This is a genomic window from Pseudomonas sp. FW300-N1A1 (assembly GCF_058789115.1).
Window position 1 is genome coordinate 48,617 of sequence record NZ_JBYTBK010000013.1, and the last position, 25,547, is coordinate 74,163.

Genomic DNA, 25,547 nt, shown 5'->3' on the forward strand with positions numbered 1-25,547 from the left:
GCCACTCTCGAGCCCGGAGAAAACCATGGCCTCTCTTGCGATGAAAATTACCCTGGAGCGTATCGCTCTGTTTCAGTTCACACCCAAACACAGCGCGCAGGCCCGTGCGATGCTGGGTTGGTCTCTGGAGGTTTTGTCCCGGGAGGCCGGGGTCAGCGTTGAAGCGATACAACGGTTCGAGGCAGGCGCTGAAGTGCTCGACGTCACCCGCCTGGCCCTCGCCTATCGGCTGGAGGCAGAGGGCCTGGTGTTCTTCCCGGGCTTTGCGCCAGGCAGAGCCATGAGTGTCCGAGGGTCGACCCCCGACCCGGTGGGACGCGCGGATTACGCGATGATTGAGTAATCGCGTTTCACGGCTTGACGATTATCCCTAAATGGGTATATCTCACATGAGTACAGGGAAGCCACTCTTGTGGGTCGGTAGCAGTAAAAAAGACCTGAAACAGATGCCTGAAGGCATACAGGACGTTTTTGGATTCGCCCTCCACTTGGCACAGGACGGTGCAAAGCATCCTCAGGCGAAACCATTGAAAGGTTTTGGTGGAGCGGGTGTACTTGAGGTCGTTGAAGACTTCAATACCAATACCTATCGAGCCGTTTATACCGTTCGTTTTAAGACTGCGATTTACGTTCTCCACTGCTTTCAGAAGAAATCGACCAAGGGTATCGAAACCGCCCAGTGCGATATCGAACTGATCAAAACAAGGCTGCTAGCGGCCCAGAATCACGCAAAGGGATCAGGACATGATTGATATCGAAGAAAGCACAGGCAACGTTTACGAAGACCTGGGTGGGGCCGACGCCAACGAAATGCGGGTTAAAGCGCAACTCGCCACCAAGATCGGTGAAATCATCAAAGCTCGTCACCTGACCCAGGTTCAGGCTGCCGATATCCTGGGATTATCACAGCCCAAGCTTTCCGAAATGCTCCGTGGAAAATTTCGAGGCGTCAGTGAGGCCAAGATGATGGAATGCCTTTCCCGTCTTGGCCGCGATATACAAATCGTCGTCAAGACCGTGCCGAGATCAAGGCGCGAAGGGCGGATTGAAGTGGTCTTTGCCTGATCACTGATCATGGCGGAAAAACCAACGACTTCCGCCCGCCTCTCTAGCCGCTGACAACCACCGGCTCGACCTCCCCTTCAACCTCCAGCCACCAGGCTTGGCCCCGTTGTGGCTGACTCAGGCTGAAAGCCTCACCCATCTGCGGCGTGGCAATGGATACATTGCGCTCCCAGGCCAGGGCCAGGATGCGGTCGAAGGGTTCGTACCAGGCGTGCATCGACAGGTCGAAGGTGCCGTTGTGAATGGGTAGCAGCCAACGCCCCTTGAGGTCGATGTGGGCTTGCAGGGTTTGCTCCGGCTGCATGTGAATCAGTGGCCAGTCGACGTTGTAGGCTCCGGTTTCCATCAAGGTCAGGTCGAAGGGGCCGAACTGTTCGCCGATTCGCTTGAAGCCGTCGAAGTAGCCAGTATCACCGCTGAAGAAAATGCGCCGGTCGGCGTCGATGATCACCCAGGAAGCCCAGAGCGTGCTGTTGCCATCGAACAGCCCGCGACCGGAGAAGTGCTGCGAAGGGGTGGCAATGAAATGAATCCCGTCGACCTGGGTGCCCTCCCACCAATCCAGTTGACGCACTTTGTTGGCATCAACGCCCCACTTGATCAAGGTATCGCCGACCCCCAGCGGGGTGAGGAAGTACCGGGTTTTGTCGGCGATCTTCAAGATGGATTGATGGTCCAGGTGATCGTAGTGGTCATGGGACAGGATCACCGCTTCGATTTCCGGCAGTTCATCAAGGCTGATCGGTGGCTGGTGGAATCGTTTGGGGCCGGCCCATTGCACCGGGGAGGCGCGCTCGGCGAACACGGGGTCGGTCAGCCAGAATTTGTCGCGCAGTTTCAGCAGGACGGTGGAATGCCCCAAGCGAAACACGCTGTGATCGGGGGCGTCCAGCAACTGTTGGCGGGTCAATCCCTGAACCGGCACGGCACCTGTTGGCCGTGAATTGGCAGGTTTGTGGAACAGCATGTTCCAGAACACCCGCAAGCTCTTGCGCAAGCCCAGTTGATGGACGACCGCATGGTTGAGATAGCGCCCCTGTTCCTGTCGGGAAGCTTTCAGTTCCTTGGCGGTATCTGCCTGGTAAGAGAACGTGGCCATGTTGGTGGGACTCCAGAAAAACCATTGAGGCTGAGGGTTTTCTTTTCGGACGATAAATGGCCAATGCACGCACGCGTCAGCCGCAAACTCTAATTTTTTTTGCCGCACAATTACACTGTACGGTGTAGTTTCAAGATTGCATCAAAGCCGGGACTAAGTAAACTGTGGAGTGTAATTACCCATTCACCTTGCCGAAGCGTATTTATGACAGCTCCACAGCGCCTGACCGACCGTAAACGCGAAGCCATCGTTCAGGCGGCGATTGCCGAATTCCGTACCCACGGTTTCGACATCACCAGCATGGACAAGATCTCTGCGACGGCAGGCGTGTCCAAGCGCACGGTGTACAACCACTTCCCCAGTAAAGAAGAGCTGTTCGCGGAAATTCTGCAACGGTTGTGGACCAACGTCACCGCGCAAGAAGACACTGTCTACAACCCCGGCCTGCCAGTTCGCGAGCAGCTCAGCCAGTTGCTGCACTGTAAATTGACACTGCTGGCAGACAACAGTTTCCAGGATCTGGCACGCGTGGCCATTGCCGCCACCATCCATTCCCCGGAGCGGGTACAGGACATGGTCCTGCGCATGGGCGAACGTGAAGAAGTACTCAGCACCTGGATTCGCGCCGCTCAAGCTGACGGCAAGCTCAAGCCCGTGGATCCCGGCTTCGCCGCCCAGCAAATGCACGGGATGCTCAAGGCCTTCGCCTTTTGGCCGCAGATTTCCATGAACGAACCGGCGCTGTCTCCCAAGATGCAGACACAGGTCATAGAGTCGGCGCTGGACATGTTCCTGGCCTGCTACCTGCGCTGACCACAGGACTCTCCTGATAGATGATACTCCCTCCACCAGCAACTGACTGGCGAGGGTATTGATGAACGCACGTGCAATAAATGACACTATTGATGCGTGGCATCCGCTGGATGAACGCCCTGAATAAAAACACAACAAAGTATTTCAGCGCGAACCGGGCACAGGGACTTATGGAAAACCAACGTGGCAAAGGGCTGTCGTTTGCCAAACGCATCTACAAACCCCGCATCATCGGCCTGGGCATTGGCGCCCTCAGCGTAGCGGCGGCACTCTATCCGCTACAGGTTCCCACCTGGGTCTGGGCAGCGTTGCTGCTCAACGCCATGGTCTGGCCCCACGTTGCGTATCTGCTGTCGACACGCTCGGCGTTTCCGTACAAGGCAGAACGCCACAATATGCTGTTCGACTCGCTGCTGGGCGGCTTCTGGGCCGCCAGCATGCAGTTCAACCCGCTGAGCACCGTGACCATCCTGTCAATGATGACGATGAACAACGTGGCAGCCGGTGGCGTGCGCCTGCTCGTGCAGGGCAGCCTGGCGCAACTGACAGGCGTAGCGGTTTCATGGTTGCTGCTCGGTGCGGCTTTTTCGCCGACGGTCAGTCAGCTCCAGGTTTACGCCTGCCTGCCGATGCTCACGCTCTACCCGCTGGCGGTTGGCATGGTCTGTTATCAATTGGCGATCAAACTGTCCGAACACAAACGCACCCTCAGTGCCTTGAGCCGTACCGACAGCCTGACCGGGTTGCTCAATCACGGTGCCTGGAAAGACCTGCTGCAGATCACGTTCCAGCAGTGCCAGCAGCAACAGACCCAGGCCACCGTTGGCTTGATCGACATCGATCATTTCAAACTCATCAATGACAACTACGGGCATATCGTTGGCGATACCGTGCTACGTCAACTCAGCCTCGAGCTAAAACGCAACCTGCGGGAAAACGATCTGGCGGGACGTTATGGCGGGGATGAGTTCTGCGTGATTCTGCCCGATCTGCCGCTGGAACATGCCACCGCAGTCATGGAGCGCCTGCGTGAAGTGTTCGGCAATTATCGCCATCCGCAAATACCCGGACTTCGGGTCAGCCTGAGTATCGGCCTGGCCACCTGCCAGCCACACTTCGCCGACGCCGCCAGCTGGCTCGATGCCGCAGACAAGGCGCTGTACAGCGCCAAGAGTAATGGCCGCGACAGAATCAGCAGCGCCGGCCGGTTCACGCCCTCAATCGCGTGAAGGGCGTCAGTGCGGCAAGCGAATGGCCCGCGCCAATTGATCAAACAAGGTCACCACCGAACGCAATGCGCGACAGTCCGGCCGGGTCAGTAACCACAGGCTGGTGTCGTAGCCTTGCAGGGGGTCGCTCAAGGGTTGCACGCCTTGCGCGGGATCGATCAGAAAGTCCGGCAGCGCTGCCACACCCAGCCCGGCGCGCACCAACTCGGTCACGGCGAGCATGCTGTTGCAGCGATAACCCGGGATCACGCCAGGCAGTTGCTGACGACGCCAGATGACCGTCGGATGGTCGGGCAGAAAGTCATCCGGCGCGATCCAGCTCAGGCGTGACCAATCACCCTGATCCACCGCCTGCAAATAGGCGGTACTGGCGCACACCCTGTATGACACCGCCCCCAATCGCCGCCCGACCAGATGCTCCGGGGGAGAACGGGTCAGGCGCAAGGCGATATCGGCATCACGGCGGCTGAGGTTGGCGAAATCATTGGAGGTACTCAGCTCCAGGGTCAACGCCGGGTATGCCGGCATGAACTGAGCCAAGGCAGGCAACAGCAAGGCATGCAACACCGAGTCGGTGCAGGTCAGGCGCACGGTGCCACTGATGACTTCACCGCCCTGCTCCACCCCGATACGCGCCGCTTCCAACGCCTGCTCGGCACGCTCGGCCTGTTCGGCGAGGGTACGGGCCAAGGTGGTCGGCAAGTAGCCGGCGCGGCTCTTGTCGAACAGCATCTGGCCCAACGCGGCTTCCAGGCGCCGTACCGCACGAAACACCGTGGACACATCGACCTTCAACAGGGCCGCCGCCCGGGCCAGGGAGCCGCCGCGGACCAACGCCAGAATCAGGGCCAGGTCAGGGTAGTCCAGTCGATAGTGCAGCGATGCATTGATCACTTGGGTAAACGCCAATATTGATTGCGTGAACGCCAATCTATAGTGGCCTCCAGGAATCAACAAGCCTCGGGAGCCTCCATGCAAACGTCCCCTCACCTGTGTATCGCGCTGATCGGTGACTACGACCCACAGGTCACCGCCCACCAGGCCATTCCTGTGGCGCTGAACCGGGCCGCGCAACACGCCGACCTTGATGTTCGGTTTCACTGGCTGGCCACCGATCTTATCGACGCTGGTACCCGTTTCACTGACTTCGATGGTTTCTGGTGCGTGCCCGCCAGCCCTTATCGCCACACCGACGGCGCGCTACGGGCGATTCAATATGCCCGTGAACAACGCCGACCGTTCCTCGGCACATGCGGTGGTTTTCAGCATGCGGTGCTTGAGTACGCCCGTAACGTGCTGGGCTGGGCCGATGCCGAGCATGCTGAAACCTCGCCGGACGCCGCTCGCGCCGTGCTCTCGCCACTGGCCTGTTCACTGGTCGAGGCCGTCGACCGCATCCACTTGATCGAAGGCTCGCTGATCGCCCGTGCCTACGCCAGCCGCGACATTCAGGAAGGTTACCGTTGCCGCTACGGGGTCAATCCCGAGTTCGAGCGCGCGCTGCTCAAACAGGACCTGCATGCCACCGGCCACGACGCGGCGGGCGAGGTGCGAACCGTGGAGTTACACGATCATCCGTTTTTCGTCGCAACCTTGTTTCAACCCGAACGCGCAGCGCTCGCTGGCAAAACGGCACCCTTGGTCGACGCCTTTGTCCAGGCCTGCGCGAGGCACCGTTCATGATCGCCAACACACCCGCGGCGCCTTACTACGCGGTCATCTTCACTTCGCTGCGCACCGCCGGGGATCAAGGCTATGGCCAGGCCGCGCAACGCATGCTCGACCTGGCCCGCGATCAACCGGGGTTTCTCGGCGTGGAATCGGCGCGGGGCGATGACGGGCTGGGGATCACCGTGTCCTACTGGGCCAGCGAGGCGGCAATCCTGGCGTGGAAGCATCACGCCGAACACAGCGCCATCCGCGAGCAAGGACGCTCGACCTGGTACGAGGCGTGCCACACACGGGTGTGCAAGGTTGAACGTGCATATGGCTTCGAGCGTCAGCGGGACTGAACCAGGCTCCTCACCGCCGAGATCTCCGGCAGGTCCTCACGGCGCATGTACACCCGCAACGGTTCGGTGATGTTGATCCGGTCATCGATATTCTGCTCCAGCAGCAACCGGATCAACTCACGCTTGAGGGTCATGGTCTGGCCGTCTTCGCACGCCCAGACGAACTCGCTGGCCGGGATGATGGCATCGTCGGCGACATCCATGCCGAACGAGTCTTCGCTGAAACGGACGATGTAGTGAGCGGTCTTGCGATTGAAACCGACGAAACCGTTGAGTTGGTCGGCGGCCTGGCAGATGAGCTCGGACGTGATGCGCATGGTAAACCTCACAGGTGCGTCCCGAAGGACAGCTGAACGATGGTTTACACGCAGGGCGGGCTGAAGATTGTTGCGGGTTTCCCTCTGACGGGGAAATGGCTGGAGCGGATCGTACTGCAAAGGACCGCACAAATGCGCGGGAAAAATCGCCCTCATGAATGTTTATGTCGGTCTGGCGATAGCACATCCTGCGTTCAATTGTTAAAAGGTACTCTTTTGCAATTGCATCTTACGAAAGGACCTCGACCATGCCTGTTACCTTCACTCAAAGCGCCCTGCTGCTGAGCCTGATGCTCGGCTTCGGCCAGGCACAGGCTACCGGCCAACAGAGCCCGACCGCACTGGCCACGGCCAACGGAATCCCGCATCCGGCCGTGATCGCCCACCGTGGTGCATCCTTCGATGCACCGGAATCCACCGCCGCTGCCTACAAGCTGGCACGCGACCTGGGGGCCGACTACCTGGAACTGGACCTGCAACGCAGCAAGGACGGCGTGCTGTTTGCCCTGCACGACGACAACCTGCAACGTACCACCGACGTCGCCATCAAGTTTCCAGAACGCAAGGACAGCCCGGCCAACGCGTTCACCCTCGCCGAACTCAAGACCCTGGACGCCGGCAGCTGGTTCAACACCGCCTACCCGGATCGTGCACGCGCCCACTATGCGGGCCTGAAAATCCTGACCCTGGACGAAGTCATCGACATTGCCCAGGGCAACCCATTGCACAAGCCCGGCCTGTACATCGAGACCAAAGAGCCGAAACAGTTTCCGGGGATCGAGCGCGACCTCAAGGACAAGCTGCAAGACCGTGGCTGGCTGAGTCCGATTGGCTCCAAGCTGGCCAAAAGTGAACTGAGCGTTGGCCAGGGCAAAGGCAAAGTCGTCCTGCAGACCTTCGACAAGGGCAGCCTGGAAATGCTCCACAAAGAAATGCCGCAAGTGCCGAAGATCCTGCTGCTGTGGGTCGGCGCCGGCGGTATCGATGCCAAATCCAACCTGACCTATGCCGAGTCTGGCGACAAGGACAAAGCCACCTACTACGCCAGGCAGGAACCCAAGGACAACGCCGCCTTCGAGCAATGGGTCGACTACGCCAAGGCCCAGGGCGCGATTGGCACTGGCCCTTCGGCAACCCTGACCCGGCTCGGCGATCAAAGCTATTCGGACCTGGTGAAGCCGTGGATGAACCAGTACACCCACGACAAGGGGCTGTTGGTGCATGTCTACACCATCGACGATGACGTGGATTACAAGAAGGTGATGGACGCCGGTGTGGACGGCATCTTCACTAACCGCGCCAGCGAGCTGCTCAAGTACTACAAGCGCCCGATGACGGGCAGCGTTGCGCAGTTGCTTGAGGTCAACGGCTACTGAGTCGTCATCTGCTAGTGTGCAAGATCGTTGCCGCGTACCGCGCGGAAACGATCCGGCTGCTGGACATCCACTCGGGGGAATTAAGGATCAATTAAGTTGCGCCGGTTAACCTGCCCCCACTTAAACAGCTCACCAAGGAATGCCCCCATGAAGAAGTTGACCACCCTGTTCACTGCCGCCGCCCTGACCCTGACCGCCGGTTTCGCCATGGCCGACGTGCGCCCGGACCTGATCCCGGGTCTGCTCAAGGCCGGTACCATCATGGACATGGAAAAACTCAATCAGGCTGCATTGGCTCAGCACCCGGGCAGCACCGCGGCGAACATCGTCGACACCGAACTGGACCACACCGCCGCGGGTGCCTATGTCTACGAAGTCGAAATTCGTGACGCCAAGAATGTGAAGTGGGACGTGAAACTGGACGCCAAGACAGGCGCAGTACTGAGCAACAAACAGGACACTTGATCCACAGACGTCAACAGCCGCACCGCCTCAGGGCCGTGCGGCTTTTTTACGTCTTAGGCACTCAGGCGCGCGGTCACAGCATTGAGCTGGCCCGACAGGTCGTGCAGGTTGTTGCTTGCCGCTTCCGTGCGCTGCACGTTATCCAGGTTGGTACTGGCGATGCTGGTGATCTCGGTCAGGTTGCGCGAAATGTCTTCGGCCACCGAGGTCTGTTCTTCCGCCGCAGTGGCGATCTGGCGGTTCATGTCGCGAATCGCTTCCACCGATTCGGTGATGCGCTCAAGCATGGCACCGGCCTCAGTCACCTGCTCGACACTCTCCTCGCTGCGCGTCTGACCGCTTTCAATCGCCTGCGCCGCATCCACGGCGCCCATTTGTACGCTCTGGATGATCTGATTGATCTCGATGATCGACGCCGCCGTGCGCTGGGCCAGGCTGCGCACTTCATCGGCCACCACCGCAAACCCGCGTCCGGCTTCCCCGGCCCGCGCCGCTTCGATGGCGGCATTGAGCGCCAGCAGATTGGTTTGCTCGGCAATACCGCGAATCACCTCCAGCACCTTGCCAATCCGGCCGCTGTCGGTTTCCAGGCGACGGATCACAGTCGCCGTATTGGCGATTTCCCCGCGCATTTGCGTGATAGCGTGAATCGTATTGTGCATCACCTTCTCACCCTGTCGGGCCGACTGGTCGGCATCGTCGGCCGCCCGCGCCGCATCGGCGGCATGCCGCGCGACTTCCTGGGCCGTGGCCGACATTTCGTTCATCGCCGTCGCCACTTGATCCGTGCGGCTGAACTGTTCGCTGGTGCCGTGGGACATCAAGGTGGCAATGGAGTTGAGCTCGCCACTGGCGCTGTCCAGATCCGATGCGCTGCGTTGCAGGCGGCCGAAAGTTTCGGCCAGGAAGTCGCGCAAGGTATTGGCCGCCACCGCCAACCGGCCCAACTCGTCCTGACGATCGCTGGCCACGCGCTCGGCGAAGCGTCCTTGGCTCAATTCGGCAACGTACTGGATCAGCCGGCGAATCGGCTCCACCAGATGACGGTTGACCAGCCATAAGCTCAGCAGGCCAATCAACAGACCCGAGAACAGCATCACCACGATGCCCACCAGCACGGTGCTATCGGCGCTGGCACTGATCAGCCTTGACTGCTCATCACCCTGTTTGCGCAATGCATTGACCAGTTCGCTCATCTGCTCGCTGGTCGCACGGTCCACCCCTTTGACCGCGTTGTCACCCACTGCCGGATCACCCCCGGCGGCCAGGTACGCGTCACGCCCTTTTTGATAGGCCATGCCCAGCATCCGATGCTCTTCACGCAAGCGTTCGATTCGGGCCTTGAGCGCCGTATCGATTCCCGGTTGACGGGTCAACTCGCCGAGGATGTTCTGCACATCGCCCTGACGGTCCTCGAATTGCTTCCAGTATTTGTTCAGGTCGGCCGGCTGCTTGCCGCGCAGCAGGACGTTTTTCCACTCCTGTACCTGCGCCTTGAACTGCAGGTTGGCCTCATCGATCAGTTGCGAGGTGTGCAACGGGCCTTCGATCAGGTTGCGATAGTTCTGCACCCCGTTGGAGAGGAAGTGAAAGCTGGCCAGCGCGATCAGCAACATCGCAAACAGGCTGCCACTCAGCAGTGCAAGGATTTGAGCTCTCAGGGACTTGTGCAAAAACATCGAGGGATATCTCACGGCAGGAATAAGGCGGGCACCGGGGTGCGCAAACCAGCCTAGGCATCATCGGCGCCGCCGTGGATTTCTTGAGCGGCTCCGACCAGTGGTCCTGGGCTTTTCGCGGGCAAGCGAAGCGCCACCGGGCCCCACTCCCACACTGTGCGCGTATGCACTCATACCGCTCAATCCAGCGTGAATGCCGCCCCGTGGCGAGCGAGCAAGCTCGCGCCAGGGCGCATAGCGCCCTCAACACGACGATTGCAGGCGTTCAGATAAAACCCGGTGACCGGTTTTGGGGCTGCTGCGCAGCCCAGCGCGAGCAAGCTCGCTCGCCACAGGGCATGTGTTCGGCATCCCCACGCCTGACGAGACCAGGCATATGTTCAAGACAATTGCTCCCGCACTGATCGGCAATGCACACACCGTCCCGTGGCGAGCGAGCTTGCTCGCGCTAGGGCGCATAGCACCCTCAACACGCCTATTGCAGGCGTCCAGGTAAAACCCCGGTGACCGGTTTTGGGGCTGCCGCGCAGCCCAGCGCGAGCAAGCTCGCTCGCCACGGGGCATGTGTTTGACATCCCCGCGCCTGACGAGACCAGGCATCTGTTCAAGACAATTGCTCCCGCACTGGTCGGCAATGCACACACCGTCCCGTGGCGAGCGAGCTTGCTCGCGCCAGGGCGCATAGCGCCCTCAACACGACGATTGCAGGCGTTCAGATAAAACCCGGTGACCGGTTTTTGGGCTGCTTCGCAGCCCAGCGCGAGCAAGCTCGCTCGCCACAGGGCATGTGTTCGGCATCCCCACGCCTGACAAGACCAGGCATCTGTTCAAGACAATTGCTCCCGCACTGGTCGGCAATGCACACGCTCGCCACGGGGTTGAGAGGAGGTCGGATCAACGGATCTGCAAACATCCAAAACACTGACCCACCGCAGCGTTTGCGCAATGTTTAGCGCCGATCATGACGAACACCCCTCCTCTCCACAGGATTGTCCGGCAATGGCTACTCCCCTCTCGACTGCCGCCACCCCCACCTCTACACGCGGCGTCAGCCCCAACGTCGACAAAAAACCCAGCGTACTGACCGTCGTGGTGTTCTTTTCCGTACTGGCCATGGGGCTGCTGTTCACGGCCTACAGCCTGATGCATGACATCAATCGGGTCGGCACCACGATGACCACCTGGACCCCGTTCTTGCTGCTGGGCGTGGCGTTGTTGATTGCCCTGGGCTTTGAGTTCGTCAACGGTTTCCACGACACCGCCAACGCCGTGGCGACAGTGATCTACACCCACTCGCTGCCGCCGCAATTCGCGGTGGTCTGGTCGGGCTTCTTCAACTTCCTCGGGGTGCTGCTGTCCAGCGGCGCCGTGGCCTTCGGCATCATCGCCCTGCTACCGGTGGAGCTGATTCTGCAAGCGGGCTCCTCGGCCGGGTTTGCGATGATCTTCGCCCTGCTGATTGCGGCGATTCTGTGGAACCTGGGCACCTGGTGGCTGGGCCTGCCGGCGTCCTCCTCGCACACCCTGATCGGCTCGATCATCGGCGTCGGCGTTGCCAATGCCCTGATGCACGGGCGCGATGGCACCAGTGGCGTCGATTGGGCCCAGGCCACCAAAATCGGCTATGCGTTGCTGCTGTCACCGCTGGTCGGCTTCGGGTTCGCCGCGCTGTTGCTCCTGGCCCTGCGCGCCTTCGTCAAGAACCGCGCCCTGTACCAGGCCCCGACCGGCAACACCCCGCCGCCATGGTGGATCCGCGGGATGCTGATCCTGACCTGCACCGGCGTGTCCTTCGCCCACGGCTCCAACGACGGCCAGAAAGGCATGGGCCTGATCATGCTGATTCTGGTCGGCACCCTGCCGATGGCCTATGCACTGAACCGCACCATGCCCGCCGATCAAGCGTTGCAGTTCGCCGCCGTGGCCGAGGTGACCCAGCAGGCGCTGGTCAAGGGTGCACCACGACTCGCCCCCGCCGATCCTCGCTCGACGCTCACCGATTACGTGCGCAGCAAGCAGGCCACGCCCGAGCTGGTCCCGGCCCTTGCCGCACTGGCCGGTCACATCGGCAACGAAGTGAAGGGCTACGGCTCGCTGGCCAAGGTGCCGGCCGAAGCCATGGGCAACGTGCGCAATGACATGTACCTGGCCAGCGAAACCATCCGCCTGATGGACAAGAACAACGTCGGCCATTTCGATGCCGACACTACCGGCAAGCTGCAACTGTTCAAGCAACAGATCGACAGCGCCACGCGCTTCATTCCGCTGTGGGTGAAAATCGCCGTGGCGATTGCACTGGGACTGGGCACCATGGTCGGCTGGAAACGCATCGTGGTGACCGTCGGCGAGAAGATCGGCAAGACGCACCTGACCTATGCCCAGGGCGCCTCCGCCGAAACCGTGGCCATGCTGACCATCGGCGCTGCCGATATGTTCGGCCTGCCGGTCTCGACCACCCATGTGCTGTCGTCGGGGGTGGCCGGGACCATGGTGGCCAATGGGGGCGGGCTGCAGATGAAGACCATCCGCAACCTGTTGATGGCCTGGGTACTGACCCTGCCCGCGGCGATTGTGTTATCGGGCAGTCTGTACTGGTTGTTCACCCGGTTGTTCTGAACAACCACCGGCTGCAGCCGACCGAGCCGATGGGAACACCCATCGGCTCGGCCGGCAATTGGTCAACCGCAACTGTTCTTTCATCAGGTGACAACTACGCCCTGGCCAATACCATCCGCTCACGCAGCACGTCGTAGGCCCAGTGGTAGATGTAGGTGTACGGCAGGAAGAACAGCAGTACCCCGATGTCCAGAATCAGCGCCTCCATCAGGCTGACCTTCAGCCACCAGGCAATCAGCGGGATGCTGATCGCCACCAGGCCACCTTCAAACATCAGCGCATGCAAGACCCGGGTCCCGGCACTGGGAACCAGCGCCAGACGCTTGAGCAAACGATCGAACAAGCCGTTGAACACCACGTTCCAGCCCAGGGCGATCAGGCCGATGCCAAGGGTGACCACGCCCATGTCGACCATCGGTTTGTCCATCAGCCAGGCCAGCAGCGGAGTACACAGCATGATCGCGAGCACTTCGAAACCAATGGCTTGAAAAACACGTTCAGTGAAGGATTTATGGGTGCTCATGATCAAGCTCCTTGGTAAGTGTGGTTGCCATCATCCCTCACCAAGGCGATACTTCATAATCATTAACCATCGATAAAGGCGATAGTTTATGCCCTCCCATGAAGTGCTGCTGGCGTTCGTCCAGGCGGCGACCCAGGGCTCGTTCTCCGCTGCGGCGCGCAAACTGGGCAAGAGCCAGTCCACCATCAGTGCCGCCGTGGCCAGCCTGGAAATCGACCTGAACGTGACACTGTTCGACCGCAGCAGCCGCAAACCCGGCCTGACGTCGGCCGGGCATGTCATGTTGCAACGGGCCGAAGAGATCCTGGCAGCCACCAGCCGCCTGAAAATGACCGCCGCCCAACTGTCACTGGGTGTAGAGGCCAAGCTGACGGTGGCGCTTTCCGATACCTATCATTCCGACCGGTTCGATGCGGCACTGAGCAGCTTCGAACAGCGCTACCCGGACCTTGAGCTCGAATGCCTGATTGCCGAGTGCGATGACTTGGTCGCCCTGGTGCAAAGCGGCCGCGCGCATATCGCCCTGGCCGAGATGAAGGACAGCTACCCCGCCGACCTGGACTGCGCGACCCTCGACGAACGCACGGAGATCGCCTTGTTCGTATCGCCACGGCACCCGCTGGCGGCGCTGCACACGGTCGACAAGCAAACCCTGGCGCAGCATCGCGAACTGCGCCTGGCGACCATCATCAACCCCTACGAAACCCGTGCCAAAGGACGGGTGTGGTCAACCCCCAGCTATCTGATGCTGCTGGAAATGGCCCAGGGGGGTTACGGTTGGGCGCCCTTGCCGCGCTGGGTGGTTGCACGCTATGGCGCCGGGACAGTGCAGGAGCTCAAGGTGCGCGGCTGGCCAAAATCCGTATCGGTTCACGCGCTCTGGTCACGGCTGCATCCACCGGGGCCGGCAGGGAGCTGGTTGCTGGCCAAGATACTGGAGTGAGGCCTTCAAGCTGCCCCGACGGCGGGCGGCCGGTTGGTCTGGCAGTATTCATGCAGGACGCGCACCGTGGGCAATTCAAGTGCCTGGGCGGCGTAGCACAGCCCAACCCGACGCGTCGGCGCCGGCCCGTGCAAGGCCCGAGTGACAACCCGCGGATGCCCATCCACCAACGACTGCGGCAACATGGCCACGCCAACGCCTGCAGCCACCATGCGCAGCGCCTGCATCAGTGACCCCGCATGCCCGGCCACCGCTTCCGGCGAGCGCCCGTAGAGCGCCATCAGGCGCTGATGGGAAACGTGTTGCGGGCAGGTGATCCAGTCCTCGATGGGGGCGGAATCTGCTCCTGAGTCGATCCGGGCCATGGGATGCCCAAGGGGCAGTGCCATGACGTAGGGTTCTTCCCAGAGCGGCAGAAACAACTCGTCCTCGCAGCACAGCTCCTCCACTGCCAGTCGCGCATCGCCCTGACAACCTTCCTGCAATGTCAGCAACAGATTGGGCAACGCCTGGTGGATCATGCGGACAACCCCCTCGACCTGGCTGTCGGCAATATCACCCTCCACGCCCAGTTCCAACGATGCACGGTCTTCACCACCACGAAACAAGCGCCGCAGAGCGTCGGCCTCAAGCACCATCCGGCGTGCCTGCGGATAGAGCACTCGCGCCTGATCCGTGACCTCCACACCGCGCGGCTGACGAGTAAACAGCGCCGCCCCCAGGTCCTCTTCAAGCTGCTTGATGGTGACCGACAGGGTTGGCTGGCTGATGAACAGCCGCTGCGCCGCGCTGGTGATGTTGCGCTCCTCGAAGACCGCGAGAAACGCCTTGAGGTGACGAATATCCATAGAGCATTCCGATAGCAGACAGAGAAACAAGGCATTTTTCAGCCTTGAAACACGCAAATATACTGCGACCCAAGATCAGCCATCCGTTTTTATTATTTCAGGAGCCATTCCATGAGCAAGCCATTGATCATCATCACCGGTGCCAGTTCCGGCATTGGCGAAGCCTGTGCCCGTCTGTTTTCGGCAGCCGGCCACCCTTTGCTGCTACTGGCCCGACGCATTGAGCGCCTGGAAGCCCTGGCCCTACCCGACACGTTGAGCCGTGGCGTCGACATCACCGACCGTACGGCCCTGATTCAAGCAGTCAAAGAAGCCGAGGCACAGTTCGGCCCGGCCGACGCCCTGATCAATAACGCTGGCGTCATGCTGCTGGGGGACATCACGACCCAGGACCCGGCACAGTGGGAGCAGATGCTCGACGTCAATGTAAAAGGCCTGCTCAACGGCGTTCATGCCGTAGTAGCCGGCATGGTCGAGCGCAAGCATGGCACGATCATCAATGTCAGCTCCGTGGCCGGGCGCAAGACCTTCCCCAACCACGTGGCCTACGTGGGCACCAAGTTCGCGGTACACGGGATCTCTGAAAACCTGCGCGAAGAACTTTCGCCACATAACGTGCGGGTCATCACCATCGCACCGGGTGCCGTGGAAACCGAGTTGCTGAGCCATACCACGGATGAAGCGATCAAGAGCGGCTACCACGCCTGGAAGCAGGATATGGGCGGCACCGTGCTGAGCGCGCAAGACGTCGCATCGGCGATTCAATACGCCTATGCGCAACCGCAGAACGTGTGCATCCGCGAAATCGTACTGGCCGCGACACGCCAACAAGCCTGAGTCGCGGTGAGGGCGTGCGCGCCCTCGCCACTAACTCAACTCCGCCAATCGCCGCTCGATAAACCGTCGCTCCGGCGCTTGCCGCGTCAGCTCCAGCGCACGCCGATAGGCCGCCTTGGCTTCCTCCACACGGCCCAATTGCCGACAGAATTCGGCTCGCGCCGAATGGGCCAGGTGATAGTCGAGCAGCTCTCCCCGGTTCAATATCCCCTCGACCAGGTTCAGCGCCGCCAACGGCCCGTCGCGCCGGGACAGTGCCGCCGCGCGATTGAGCTCGATCACCGGCGAGGGCATGGCCTGCAACAAGACGTCGTACAGGCCGACAATCTGTGGCCAGTCGGTGTCCTCGGCCGCCTTCGCCTCGGCATGCACGGCCGAGATTGCCGCTTGCAGGCAGTAAGGCCCGAACCCCCGGGTACCCAGTGCCCGCTCGACCAGGGCACTGCCTTCGGCAATCATGTCGGCATCCCACAGCGAACGGTCCTGCTCATCGAGCACAATCAACTCACCCGCAGCCGAGGTCCTGGCCGGACGTCGCGACTCATTGAGCAGCATCAGTGCCAGCAACCCCATCACCTCGGGCTCCGGTAATAGCTCCATCAGCAAACGGCCGAGACGAATCGCCTCGCGGGTCAGGTCTTCACGGGTCAACTCACTGCCTACCGACGCCGAATAGCCTTCGTTGAACACCAGATAGATCACCCGCAGCACACTGTCGAGGCGCTCGGGCAACTCGGCCATGGACGGCACTTGATACGGGATGGCGGCGTCGCGAATTTTTGCCTTGGCGCGCACGATTCGCTGGGCAATGGTCGCCGGTGTGGCGAGAAACGCCCGCGCGATTTCTTCAGTGGTCAGGTCGCAGACTTCGCGCAAGGTCAACGGCACTTGCGCATCGGCAGCCAGGGCCGGGTGACAACAGGTGAAGATCAGTCGCAGGCGATCATCTTCCAAGTCTTCGACACTCCACTCGACCTCTTCCAGCGCTTCGAGCTGCGCCACCAACAACGCCTGCGAGGCGACGAATCGTGCCCGGCGGCGCAAACCGTCAATCGCCTTGAAGCGCCCGGTCGACACCAGCCAGGCGCGAGGATTGTCGGGCACGCCATCGCGCTGCCAGCGCTCGACCGCGACAAAGAAGGCTTCATGCAGCGCCTCTTCGGCCAGGTCGAAATCCCCCAGCAAGCGAATCAGGGTGGCGAGGATGCGCCGCGAGTCGTTGCGATACACCGTCTCGAGCAGCGCCTTGACCGCCTCGCCCGGCATCAGTCCGGCATGCCCGTGGTGACCAGGGTGACCAGCCGGTCCAGGCTCTGCCCCCAACCGTCATGAAAGCCCATGGCCTCATGCGCCTTGCGATCCTCTGCACTCCAGTGCATGGCCCGAGCGGTGTAGAGGGTCTTGCCATCGACGTCGTCGAAGGTCACTTCCGCGGTCATGAAGGGTTTACCCGAGGGCGTCCAGCCCGGGGTGAACGCATCGGTGAAGACCAGTCGCCGGGGCGCATGAATCTCCAGGAACACCCCACTGGTCGGGTACTCGCTGCCGTCCGGCGCACGCATCAGTGTGCGGAATTGACCGCCGACCCACAGGTCCATTTCGCACTCCGGCGTGGTCATGCCGTGCGGCCCCCACCACTGGGTGAGCCATTGCGGCTCGGTCCAGGCGCGGAACACCTTATTGCGCGGCGCATCAATCAAGCGGCTGATGGATAACTCGAACTCGGCCGGCTGGCGGTCAGCGTGATGAGTACTCATGAACAACCTCCTGTTTATCGTTGTTATTTGTCGTGGTTATCAGGGATTCAACTCACGTATCGGACGCACTTCCACACTGCCGACCCGGGCCGCCGGGATCTTGCCGGCGACCTGGATGGCTTCGTTCAGGTCCTTCGCCTGAATCAGATAAAAGCCTGCCAACTGCTCCTTGGTCTCAGCGAACGGACCATCGGTAATCGACAGCTTGCCGGCGCGCATGCGCACCGTGGTCGCGGTCTGCACGGACTGCAACGCCTCGGCGGCGAGCATCCGGCCGCTGCCCTGGACTGACTCGGCATAGGCCATGCATTCGGCGTCTTCAGGGCTGTCGGGCGAGCTGTGCAGCACACGCTCGTCGCTGTAGACCAGACATAGGTATTTCATAAGGCTCTCCAACATCAGGCTGATCAACTATGGCTGCAGATCGAGGGTTTGGCGAAAAACCCGACGATCAGGGCTGCAACTCGAACAACGCGGCGCCACTGGTCATGTCGAAGGGGGCCGACCAGTGCTCGTGAACGATTCGCCATTGCTCACCGACCCGTTGATAGCCGGCGGTCACGCGCATCCAGCAGCCCTTGGTCTCACCCTTGTCGTCGGTACCGCCGCAGTGAGCCAGCCAGTGGGCAAACGCTATGTCTTGGGCACGCAGGACGTTGACCTGATGAAACTCGAAGAGGTCCGGGCCAGGGCACATCGTCATGCACTCTTCCCAGTGCGCGCGGTAGGCCGCCTTGCCCTTGAATTGCAGCGCCTTGACGGCATCGAACGAGACAATGTTGTCGGCGTAGAGCCCCATGAGCCGGTCAATGTCCTTGGCGATCACCAACTGCCGGTACGTCTCGATCAGGTTCTGGATATCGGTGTTTTCTGTGTCTGCATTCATGACGCAACTCCGAGTGTTTTGTGTGAGGACACCCTTAGTCGACTGACCAAAAAGCAAATCGACAGCCGAAATAAAAAAATCTCGAAGCGGCAAACTGGCTAGAATCCGAACCTCACATTTGTCGGAATACGGACACCGTCGGTGACCACTCAACTCGTTCCTTATGAACAGCTTTCGCCCCGTCAGCGCGAACGTGTGCAAGACATCGAGATCCACCCGGCGCAGAAGTCATTTTCCGGGGATATTCACGGTGCCCTGCACTCGCTCAGCGCGACCGCGGGCGACGCCATCAGGGGCTTTGCCCTGATCGCGGACGAGAGGCCTGTCGCCTTCCTGCTGCTCAAGCGCCCACCGTACCTGCCGGACTGGGCCCATGAAGACACCGCCACCCTGCACGCCCTGCAAGTTGACCACCGCTGCCAGGGCCAGGGTTACGGCACCGCCTGCCTGCAAGCCTTGCCGGAGGTTGCGCGCCAGGCCTGGCCGGACATCAAGGGCCTGGAATTGTCGGTGGATGCGCACAACGAAGCGGCGCTGGGGCTCTACCTCAAGCAAGGCTGGGTCGACAGCGGCCATGCCTATAAAGGCCGGATCGGCCATGAGCGGCGCATGACCCTGGACTTCTGACTCCCCGCCCACTGTCACGGATGATACAAGCGATGCTCACGACCATCGAACAACTGGAAGCCCTGTACGGCCTGCCCCACGACCGCGCCGTCAACAAGCAGATTCCCTGCCTGAACCTCGACTATCAAGCGATGGTGCAAGCCTCGCCATTGGTGATCATCGGCTCGGTCGGGCCGCACGGCATGGACTGTTCACCCCGTGGCGATGCACCGGGATTCGTGCGGATCATTGACGAGCGGACCCTGGCGATCCCCGACCGCCCGGGCAACAACCGGATCGACACCCTGCGCAACATCGTCCTGGACTCGCGGATCTCGTTGCTGTTCATCATTCCGGGCATCGGCGAGACCTTGCGGGTCAATGGCACGGCCACCATCAGCGCCGAGCCACAGCTGCTGCAAAGCTTTGCCGTGAATGGCAAACCGGCGCGAACGGTCATGGTGGTGAAGGTGGAAGCGGCGTTTTTTCACTGTTCGAAGGCTATCGTGCGCTCGGACTTATGGAACCCGCAGAAGTACCTGGACCGCTCGGCACTGCCCACCGCGGGCGCCTTTCACAAGCGCCTGAACGATGGCCGGTTCGATGCCGAACGTTATGATCAGGAGGCGCCTGCGAGGTTGCGCGACAGCCTGTATTGAGCCCCGTATTGCCGGCGGGGAGGCTTACAGATCCAGGGCCATTTCGTGCCAGGCCAAGCCGCCATGGTCTGACTCGGAGGCCTTGAGGTAGGCAAAACCAAAGCTGGCGTACCAGGCAACGTGCTGTTCCCGGCACATCAGGTTGATGCGGATCTTGCCGATCTCCCGCATGCGCTCGATGAACTCGGTCATCAGCTGTTTGGCCAGGCCTTGCCCCTGATAGTCCGGGTGCACCACCACGGACATGATCACCACCTGTGGGCCGTCCGGGTCGTGACCGATCATTTCCTTGAAGGCCTCATCGGCCATTTCCACCTGATACGCCGCGCCCGAATTGATGAACCCGGCCACGACATCGTCGACCTCGGCCACGATAAACCCCTCTGGCCAGGTGTCGATGCGCGTGGCGATTTTCTCGCGAGTGGCCGCCTCATCGCCTTCATACGCCTCGGTTTCAATGGTGAAACAGCGATCAAGGTCATCCGGCGTGACCTGGCGAATGACAGTCGTGGAGGCGTTCATGGCGTGACCCGATCAGCGAGAAAAGAGGGGGCGAATCATAAATGAATAAGCACCGCATATCGATCATACGCGCGGCCGTAAAGCCTTCGTATAGCCTTTGCATCGCGGCTTTATATCGCCCTGGCTTCGGACTATTGGTAATCCCTGTCTCTCACCACACACAGGAATTCTCACCATGACGAGCGTTCAGGCTGGCCTGCTGATGCTGTTCACCATCAGTGCTTTTGGCTTCATTTCCCTGATGATCGATGTGATCAGGGCGCGCCGTATCAGCAAGGGCAAACGGTAAGGATAAAGAGGCGAGTCACAGCTGACTGCGCCGCCTCCCGCGCCATTCATTCAGCCTTGAGCGGCAACCAGATTTCCAGCACACCTTCCCCCGTCTGCGGATTGAAGTCGGCGCTGTAGCGTTCGAACTCCGGAGCGTCCGCCGCTTCACGGCCCGACGCCGGCAGCCAGGTTTTCCAGATGTACTGAAAGGTCCGGGGCAAGTCGCCCAGCGAACCTTTGTGTTCGAACACCGCATAGTGCTGGGGCTGCACTTCGATCCAGCGGTACTGTTCAGGCAGGTCATCGAGCCTGCTGATCTCGACACCGGCGATGTACTCAAAACTGCCTTTGCCATCTGGATTGCAGCAGATGCCGTAGGTCACATCGCCCATTTGCCCAGGCACCTTGCCGATATGGGGGATGAATTTATCCCAGAGTGCGGGAATGCCTTCGGTGGTCTCCTGGGTAAACCGTTCGCCTAGCCCGGCGATCAGTAAGAAATGCCCTTTTTCGAGACGCGGTTCGGCAACGACGCCCTTTTTTGGATCATCCATGAATCAACTCCTGCCGCTCAAAGGTGGGTTCAGCCAAGGAGTATAGAAGGCAAACCGGATTCTCCCCCATCAGAGCCCGGGAAGTTCTGCGACCCCCGTCGAGCCAATGAACTCCTGATAGCCGGAAACGATCACGTAGACCGCGAAATAGCAGAAGATCGCCGCAGATGCCAGATAGGAATACCGCAGCAGCTTATCGCCCAACAGCTTGCCTCCCTGGGTCGCCGCCAGACACAAGGCAACGCACCAGAGTAGCCCGGCACAAAAGAACCCCGCCAGGAACAACCCGGCGCTGGCCAGGCTGCCGCCCCCGGAACGGGCGATCAGCGTACCGCCCACGGCCGCGAACCAGAGAATGGCACTGGGTGACGACATGGCCAGAAAGATCCCGCGAAAGAACTCACGACGATGGGAACCGCTACTCACCTCGCCCGCCTCCGCCAGCACGGCACTGTGATGGATCGCCGAGTAAATCATCCTGGCGGCGAAATAGAGCAACAACGCCGAGCCACCGACCCACAACACCCAGCGCACCGCCGAGTACTGCAGCAGCACGGTCATGCCGACCAGCGCCAGTACCGCGTAGACCAGGTCACCGACACAGGTCCCGAGCCCCAGTGCGAAGCCCTGAAAATACCCACGTTGCATGGCCAGGGTGATCATCGCGATGTTGGCCACGCCGATGTCCAGGCACAGTGAAAGGCTCAGCAAAAAGCCGCTGGAAAACTCCATGTTTTATCCCGTTCGAAGGTGGTTGAGTCAGTGGCGCGTAGCTATGCAAGAAGCAGGCAAGAACGCGTTTTGTCCGCGACAATCCGGTGCGAGCGGGCCAGTGTCGTCGAAAAAAGTTGATCTTCGCTACTGGACAAGCCGTCATCGGCGCCCTTATCTTGCGTCCAGGCCACCGCAGTGGCCAACGTCGCTCGGACGGTTCCGGGCGCTTACGTACTCCAGAGGCAACAATGGCAGACCAAGGTTCGCCGCGCCGCTTTGCGCGCATAGATCGACTCCCCCCTTACGTATTCAATATCACTGCCGAGCTGAAGATGGCCGCCCGTCGTCGTGGCGAAGACATCATCGACTTGAGCATGGGCAACCCCGATGGCGCGACCCCGCCGCACATCGTTGAAAAACTGGTCACCGTCGCCCAGCGCGAAGACACCCACGGCTACTCCACGTCCAAAGGCATTCCCCGCCTGCGCCGAGCCATTTCGCGCTGGTACAAGGATCGCTACGAGGTCGACATCGACCCGGAAAACGAAGCCATCGTCACCATCGGTTCCAAGGAAGGCCTGGCGCACTTGATGCTCGCCACCCTGGACCAGGGCGACACCGTGCTGGTGCCTAACCCCAGCTACCCGATCCACATCTACGGTGCCGTGATTGCCGGCGCCCAGGTGCGGTCGGTGCCACTGATTCCTGGCGTGGACTTTTTCGCCGAACTGGAGCGCGCCATTCGCGGCTCGATCCCCAAGCCGAAAATGATGATCCTCGGCTTCCCGTCGAACCCGACCGCGCAGTGCGTGGAACTGGACTTCTTCGAACGCGTCATCGCCCTGGCCAAGCAGTACGACGTGCTGGTGGTCCACGACCTGGCCTACGCCGACATCGTCTATGACGGCTGGAAAGCCCCGTCGATCATGCAGGTACCGGGCGCCAAGGACATTGCCGTGGAGTTCTTCACCCTGTCCAAGAGTTACAACATGGCGGGCTGGCGCATCGGTTTCATGGTCGGCAACCCGGAGCTGGTCAACGCACTGGCACGGATCAAGAGCTACCACGACTACGGCACATTCACCCCGCTGCAAGTGGCCGCCATCGCGGCACTGGAAGGTGATCAGCAGTGCGTCAAGGATATCGCCGAGCAGTATCGGCAACGTCGCAACGTGCTGGTCAAGGGCTTGCATGAACTGGGCTGGATGGTCGAAAACCCGAAAGCCTCGATGTACGTCTGGGCCAAGATTCCCGAGGCCTATGCCGACCTGGGCTCGCTGGAGTTCGCCAAGAAATTGCTGGCCGAAGCCAAGGTCTGCGTCTCGCCGGGGGTTGGTTTTGGCGAGTATGGGGATGATCACGTGCGCTTCGCGCTGATCGAGAACCAGGACCGGATTCGCCAGGCTGTCCGCGGGATTCGCGGGATGTTCCGGGCTGATGGGTTGGTTACCAAAACCAACGCCTGACATACAAAAAACCTGTGGAGAACAAACATCTGTGGCGAGGGAGCTTGCTCCCGCTGGGTCGCGAAGCGGCCCCAAAACCAATCACCGTGTTTTTTCAGATAGAACACGGTGGACGGATTTACGACTGCTGCGCAGCCGAGCGGGAGCAAGCTCCCTCGCCACAAAAAGCTTGCTCGACATTGGGTTAAATCTCACCCACAAAAAAACCGCATCGCTGCGGTTTTTTTGTGTCTGCTCCAAACTGCTTAAACGAACATCGACAGCAGCAGGATAAAGCCTAGCGCCACCACGGACAGGATGGTTTCCATCGCGGTCCAGGTCTTGAAGGTTTCCGCCACGGTCATGTTGAAGTACTGCTTGACCAGCCAGAAGCCCGCGTCGTTCACGTGGGACAGAATCAACGAGCCGGCACCGGTAGCCAGCACCAGCAACTCACGGTTGACCCCGGGAATCATCCCCACCACCGGCACCACGATGCCCGCGCCAGTAATGGTCGCCACGGTCGCCGAACCGGTGGCGATACGAATCACCGCGGCCACCAGCCAGGCCAGCAGGATCGGCGAGATCTGTGCGTTCACGGCCATGTGACCGATCACATCACCCACACCGCTGGTCACCAGCATCTGCTTGAAGCCACCACCGGCACCGATGATCAGAATGATCGCAGCGGTCGGGGCGAGGCTCGCGTCCAGCCATTTGAGCATCTGGCTCGAACCGATGCCCTGCTTGTAGCCGAAGGTGTACAGCGACAACAGCAATGCCAGCAGCAGCGCCGAGATCGGGTGGCCGATCATGTCCATCCAGGTGCGGAAGAAGTTGCCGTCCGGCAGCGCCACATCAGCAAAGGTCTTGAGCAGCATCAGGAACACCGGCATCAGCACGGTGACCAGGGTGATACCGAAGCTCGGCAGTTCGCTTGAATCCGACTCACGGACCAGTTGATCCACCAGTTCCTGGTTCGGATGACCGGGAATGTGCTTGGCGATGAACGTACCGAAGATCGGGCCGGCAATGATGGCCGTCGGCAACGCCACGATCAGGCCGTAGAGAATGGTTTTACCGATGTCGGCACCGAACACGCCGATGGCCAGCAGCGGGCCCGGGTGTGGCGGGACCAGGCCGTGGACCGCGGACAGACCGGCGAGCAGCGGGATACCGATCTTGATGATCGACACGCCGGTACGGCGGGCAACGATGAACACCAGCGGAATCAGCAGCACGAAGCCGATTTCGAAGAACAGCGGAATGCCCACCAGGAACGCGGCGAACATCATCGCCCATTGCACCTTGTCCTTGCCGAAAGCGCGGATCAGGGTCTGGGCAATCTGATCCGCCCCGCCCGACTCGGCCATCATTTTGCCGAGCATGGTGCCCAGCGCGAGGATGATGCCGACAAAACCCAGCACGCCACCGAAGCCGTCCTGGAATGCCTTGATGATGGTGCCGATCGGCATGCCCGAGGTCAGCCCAAGGAAAGCGGCGGCGATGATCAGGGCAATAAAGGGGTGAAGCTTGAACTTGGTGATCAGGACAATCAAGCCGATCACCGTGACCACTGCATCGAGCAGCAGAAACGTCTCGTGGGACATGCCAAACATTAGGGGTGTCTCCTGGTTGTTGTTGTTATGAAAGCAGGGAATTCGTAAGCCATCAGGACAGCGCTACCTTTCAAAGCAAAATTCATACGGCGAGCTTCAAGCCATGACCCAGCCACCAGTGGTGCGCTTGCACGGCCAATTCATCGACACTGTGGGTCGATGCATCCAGCGCCAGGGTCAACGGCTCCCCGACGGGCGATTCAAGGGTTGCGAACTGGCTGGCGATCAAGGTCGACGGCATGAAGTGGCCGGGACGATGGGACACTCGGTCGGCGGCGACTTCCGGGGTCAGTTCCAGGAACACGAACCCCAGCCCGGGCAAGGCGCTGCGCAGGCGTTCGCGGTAAATATGCTTGAGCGCCGAACAGGTCAGCACCGGGTGCCCGCCCGTGGCATCGACACGACGCAACTCTTCGCACAGGCTGTCGAGCCAGCCGGCACGGTCGTCGTCGTTCAGGGGAATGCCAGCGCTCATCTTTTCGATATTGGCCGCAGGATGAAAGCTATCGCCTTCAATGCCGGTCGCATCGCTGAGCTGGCACAGGGCCTCGCTGACGCTGGACTTGCCGCAGCCGGCCACGCCCATGATGACCAGGGCGGTGATTGGTTGACTCATCTAACACCTCAGCGCGCAGACAGCGCTACCTTTGCCAATGAAAACTCTCGTGCAAAAGCAGGCATTGCCGACGCCTT

The 25,547-nt window shown here is 60.8% G+C and carries 30 protein-coding genes and 1 pseudogene; 15 read left to right on the top strand and 16 right to left on the bottom strand.

Annotated features, from left to right (window positions below; genetic code table 11):
• Positions 1-25 precede the first annotated feature (25 nt).
• The 3 genes from AC3WQN_RS11760 to AC3WQN_RS11770 are packed head-to-tail and all read left to right on the top strand — an operon-like array spanning position 26 to position 1,065.
• The gene (locus tag AC3WQN_RS11760) at positions 26-343 is read left to right on the top strand and encodes a helix-turn-helix domain-containing protein (RefSeq protein WP_103399506.1); all 318 of its coding nucleotides are present in this window, start codon (positions 26-28) and stop codon (positions 341-343) included.
• Positions 344-389: 46 nt separating this feature from the next.
• Positions 390-752: a type II toxin-antitoxin system RelE/ParE family toxin gene (locus AC3WQN_RS11765; RefSeq protein WP_095145326.1), complete on the top strand. Its 363-nt coding sequence runs from the start codon at positions 390-392 to the stop codon at positions 750-752.
• Positions 745-1,065 carry a helix-turn-helix domain-containing protein gene (locus AC3WQN_RS11770; protein WP_095145325.1) on the top strand — a complete coding sequence of 107 codons (321 nt, stop codon included), beginning with the start codon at positions 745-747 and terminating at the stop codon, positions 1,063-1,065. The genes AC3WQN_RS11765 and AC3WQN_RS11770 overlap by 8 nt, the downstream gene beginning before the upstream one ends.
• Before the next feature lie 43 nt (positions 1,066-1,108).
• On the opposite strand, the gene AC3WQN_RS11775 is transcribed toward AC3WQN_RS11770, so the two are convergent.
• On the bottom strand, positions 1,109-2,164 hold the full coding sequence (locus tag AC3WQN_RS11775; RefSeq protein WP_103399508.1) for an MBL fold metallo-hydrolase: 1,056 nt from the start codon (positions 2,162-2,164) through the stop codon (positions 1,109-1,111).
• 204 nt (positions 2,165-2,368) lie between these two features.
• Here AC3WQN_RS11775 and AC3WQN_RS11780 point away from each other — a divergent pair, with 204 nt between their 5' ends.
• Together AC3WQN_RS11780 and AC3WQN_RS11785 are read left to right on the top strand one after the other, a co-directional pair.
• On the top strand, positions 2,369-2,977 hold the full coding sequence (locus AC3WQN_RS11780) for a TetR/AcrR family transcriptional regulator (RefSeq protein ID WP_103399509.1): 609 nt from the start codon (positions 2,369-2,371) through the stop codon (positions 2,975-2,977).
• A 170-nt stretch (positions 2,978-3,147) separates the two neighbouring features.
• The gene (locus tag AC3WQN_RS11785; protein WP_103399556.1) at positions 3,148-4,206 is read left to right on the top strand and encodes a diguanylate cyclase; all 1,059 of its coding nucleotides are present in this window, start codon (positions 3,148-3,150) and stop codon (positions 4,204-4,206) included.
• Between the two features lie 6 nt (positions 4,207-4,212).
• Here AC3WQN_RS11785 and AC3WQN_RS11790 read toward each other — a convergent pair whose 3' ends face one another.
• Positions 4,213-5,163 (bottom strand): LysR family transcriptional regulator, encoded by a 951-nt coding sequence (locus tag AC3WQN_RS11790; RefSeq protein WP_103399510.1) that lies wholly within the window; start codon positions 5,161-5,163, stop codon positions 4,213-4,215.
• Between the two features lie 15 nt (positions 5,164-5,178).
• On the opposite strand from AC3WQN_RS11790, the gene AC3WQN_RS11795 reads away from it, so the two are divergent.
• Together AC3WQN_RS11795 and AC3WQN_RS11800 are read left to right on the top strand one after the other, a co-directional pair.
• Positions 5,179-5,889: a CTP synthase C-terminal region-related (seleno)protein gene (locus tag AC3WQN_RS11795; protein ID WP_103399511.1), complete on the top strand. Its 711-nt coding sequence runs from the start codon at positions 5,179-5,181 to the stop codon at positions 5,887-5,889.
• Positions 5,886-6,218, top strand: a complete 333-nt coding sequence (locus AC3WQN_RS11800) for an antibiotic biosynthesis monooxygenase family protein (protein ID WP_103399512.1) — start codon at positions 5,886-5,888, stop codon at positions 6,216-6,218. Before AC3WQN_RS11795 ends, AC3WQN_RS11800 begins: the two co-directional genes overlap by 4 nt.
• Here the strand turns inward: AC3WQN_RS11800 and AC3WQN_RS11805 are convergent.
• Positions 6,206-6,535, bottom strand: coding sequence for a DUF2025 family protein (locus AC3WQN_RS11805; RefSeq protein WP_103399513.1), 330 nt, complete (start codon positions 6,533-6,535; stop codon positions 6,206-6,208). The genes AC3WQN_RS11800 and AC3WQN_RS11805 overlap by 13 nt on opposite strands.
• A 248-nt stretch (positions 6,536-6,783) precedes the next feature.
• Here AC3WQN_RS11805 and AC3WQN_RS11810 point away from each other — a divergent pair, with 248 nt between their 5' ends.
• On the top strand, positions 6,784-7,911 hold the full coding sequence (locus tag AC3WQN_RS11810; RefSeq protein WP_103399514.1) for a glycerophosphodiester phosphodiesterase: 1,128 nt from the start codon (positions 6,784-6,786) through the stop codon (positions 7,909-7,911).
• A gap of 147 nt (positions 7,912-8,058) precedes the next feature.
• A complete protein-coding gene (locus AC3WQN_RS11815) occupies positions 8,059-8,376 on the top strand; it encodes a PepSY domain-containing protein (protein ID WP_095078473.1) in 318 nt (105 codons plus the stop codon).
• 53 nt (positions 8,377-8,429) lie between these two features.
• Here the strand turns inward: AC3WQN_RS11815 and AC3WQN_RS11820 are convergent, their stop codons facing one another.
• Positions 8,430-9,197 carry a methyl-accepting chemotaxis protein gene (locus AC3WQN_RS11820; RefSeq protein WP_492589506.1) on the bottom strand — a complete coding sequence of 256 codons (768 nt, stop codon included), beginning with the start codon at positions 9,195-9,197 and terminating at the stop codon, positions 8,430-8,432.
• Positions 9,198-9,362: 165 nt separating this feature from the next.
• A pseudogene (locus tag AC3WQN_RS11825) lies at positions 9,363-10,055 on the bottom strand (methyl-accepting chemotaxis protein); the annotation flags it as partial.
• 999 nt (positions 10,056-11,054) lie between these two features.
• Between AC3WQN_RS11825 and AC3WQN_RS11830 the strand changes: the two are divergent.
• Positions 11,055-12,671: an inorganic phosphate transporter gene (locus AC3WQN_RS11830; protein ID WP_103399516.1), complete on the top strand. Its 1,617-nt coding sequence runs from the start codon at positions 11,055-11,057 to the stop codon at positions 12,669-12,671.
• Positions 12,672-12,765: 94 nt separating this feature from the next.
• Here AC3WQN_RS11830 and AC3WQN_RS11835 read toward each other — a convergent pair whose 3' ends face one another.
• The gene (locus AC3WQN_RS11835) at positions 12,766-13,194 is read right to left on the bottom strand and encodes a multidrug/biocide efflux PACE transporter (protein ID WP_095145314.1); all 429 of its coding nucleotides are present in this window, start codon (positions 13,192-13,194) and stop codon (positions 12,766-12,768) included.
• Positions 13,195-13,282: 88 nt separating this feature from the next.
• Here AC3WQN_RS11835 and AC3WQN_RS11840 point away from each other — a divergent pair, with 88 nt between their 5' ends.
• Positions 13,283-14,137 carry a LysR family transcriptional regulator gene (locus AC3WQN_RS11840; RefSeq protein ID WP_103399517.1) on the top strand — a complete coding sequence of 285 codons (855 nt, stop codon included), beginning with the start codon at positions 13,283-13,285 and terminating at the stop codon, positions 14,135-14,137.
• A 5-nt stretch (positions 14,138-14,142) separates the two neighbouring features.
• Here AC3WQN_RS11840 and AC3WQN_RS11845 read toward each other — a convergent pair whose 3' ends face one another.
• A complete protein-coding gene (locus AC3WQN_RS11845) occupies positions 14,143-14,985 on the bottom strand; it encodes a LysR family transcriptional regulator (RefSeq protein ID WP_103399518.1) in 843 nt (280 codons plus the stop codon).
• A gap of 111 nt (positions 14,986-15,096) precedes the next feature.
• Here AC3WQN_RS11845 and AC3WQN_RS11850 point away from each other — a divergent pair, with 111 nt between their 5' ends.
• Positions 15,097-15,822 carry an SDR family oxidoreductase gene (locus AC3WQN_RS11850; RefSeq protein WP_103399519.1) on the top strand — a complete coding sequence of 242 codons (726 nt, stop codon included), beginning with the start codon at positions 15,097-15,099 and terminating at the stop codon, positions 15,820-15,822.
• Between the two features lie 30 nt (positions 15,823-15,852).
• On the opposite strand, the gene AC3WQN_RS11855 is transcribed toward AC3WQN_RS11850, so the two are convergent.
• The 4 genes from AC3WQN_RS11855 to AC3WQN_RS11870 all read right to left on the bottom strand — a co-directional run bounded on the left by AC3WQN_RS11855 (position 15,853) and on the right by AC3WQN_RS11870 (position 18,465).
• The gene (locus AC3WQN_RS11855; protein WP_103399520.1) at positions 15,853-17,088 is read right to left on the bottom strand and encodes an RNA polymerase sigma factor; all 1,236 of its coding nucleotides are present in this window, start codon (positions 17,086-17,088) and stop codon (positions 15,853-15,855) included.
• Positions 17,088-17,579: an SRPBCC family protein gene (locus AC3WQN_RS11860; protein ID WP_103399521.1), complete on the bottom strand. Its 492-nt coding sequence runs from the start codon at positions 17,577-17,579 to the stop codon at positions 17,088-17,090. The genes AC3WQN_RS11855 and AC3WQN_RS11860 overlap by 1 nt, the downstream gene beginning before the upstream one ends.
• 39 nt (positions 17,580-17,618) lie before the next feature.
• On the bottom strand, positions 17,619-17,963 hold the full coding sequence (locus AC3WQN_RS11865; protein ID WP_095078482.1) for a YciI family protein: 345 nt from the start codon (positions 17,961-17,963) through the stop codon (positions 17,619-17,621).
• A 67-nt stretch (positions 17,964-18,030) separates the two neighbouring features.
• Positions 18,031-18,465 (bottom strand): YybH family protein, encoded by a 435-nt coding sequence (locus AC3WQN_RS11870; protein ID WP_103399522.1) that lies wholly within the window; start codon positions 18,463-18,465, stop codon positions 18,031-18,033.
• A gap of 141 nt (positions 18,466-18,606) precedes the next feature.
• On the opposite strand from AC3WQN_RS11870, the gene AC3WQN_RS11875 reads away from it, so the two are divergent.
• A complete protein-coding gene (locus AC3WQN_RS11875) occupies positions 18,607-19,092 on the top strand; it encodes a GNAT family N-acetyltransferase (RefSeq protein ID WP_103399523.1) in 486 nt (161 codons plus the stop codon).
• Positions 19,093-19,124: 32 nt separating this feature from the next.
• Positions 19,125-19,730: a pyridoxamine 5'-phosphate oxidase family protein gene (locus AC3WQN_RS11880; RefSeq protein ID WP_103399524.1), complete on the top strand. Its 606-nt coding sequence runs from the start codon at positions 19,125-19,127 to the stop codon at positions 19,728-19,730.
• Positions 19,731-19,754: 24 nt separating this feature from the next.
• Here the strand turns inward: AC3WQN_RS11880 and AC3WQN_RS11885 are convergent, their stop codons facing one another.
• The 3 genes from AC3WQN_RS11885 to AC3WQN_RS11895 all read right to left on the bottom strand — a co-directional run bounded on the left by AC3WQN_RS11885 (position 19,755) and on the right by AC3WQN_RS11895 (position 21,808).
• Entirely contained in the window at positions 19,755-20,252 is a 498-nt protein-coding gene (locus tag AC3WQN_RS11885) for a GNAT family N-acetyltransferase (RefSeq protein WP_103399525.1), read from the bottom strand.
• 335 nt (positions 20,253-20,587) lie between these two features.
• Complete coding sequence (locus AC3WQN_RS11890; protein ID WP_103399526.1) at positions 20,588-21,076, bottom strand: GyrI-like domain-containing protein; 489 nt, start codon at positions 21,074-21,076, stop codon at positions 20,588-20,590.
• A 69-nt stretch (positions 21,077-21,145) separates the two neighbouring features.
• Positions 21,146-21,808: a LysE family translocator gene (locus tag AC3WQN_RS11895; RefSeq protein WP_103399527.1), complete on the bottom strand. Its 663-nt coding sequence runs from the start codon at positions 21,806-21,808 to the stop codon at positions 21,146-21,148.
• Between the two features lie 230 nt (positions 21,809-22,038).
• Between AC3WQN_RS11895 and alaC the strand changes: the two genes are divergently transcribed.
• A complete protein-coding gene (gene alaC, locus AC3WQN_RS11900; RefSeq protein WP_103399528.1) occupies positions 22,039-23,256 on the top strand; it encodes an alanine transaminase in 1,218 nt (405 codons plus the stop codon).
• Positions 23,257-23,501: 245 nt separating this feature from the next.
• Here alaC and AC3WQN_RS11905 read toward each other — a convergent pair whose 3' ends face one another.
• Positions 23,502-24,854 carry a GntP family permease gene (locus tag AC3WQN_RS11905; protein ID WP_103399529.1) on the bottom strand — a complete coding sequence of 451 codons (1,353 nt, stop codon included), beginning with the start codon at positions 24,852-24,854 and terminating at the stop codon, positions 23,502-23,504.
• A gap of 82 nt (positions 24,855-24,936) precedes the next feature.
• On the bottom strand, positions 24,937-25,470 hold the full coding sequence (locus AC3WQN_RS11910) for a gluconokinase (RefSeq protein ID WP_103399530.1): 534 nt from the start codon (positions 25,468-25,470) through the stop codon (positions 24,937-24,939).
• Positions 25,471-25,547 lie beyond the last annotated feature (77 nt).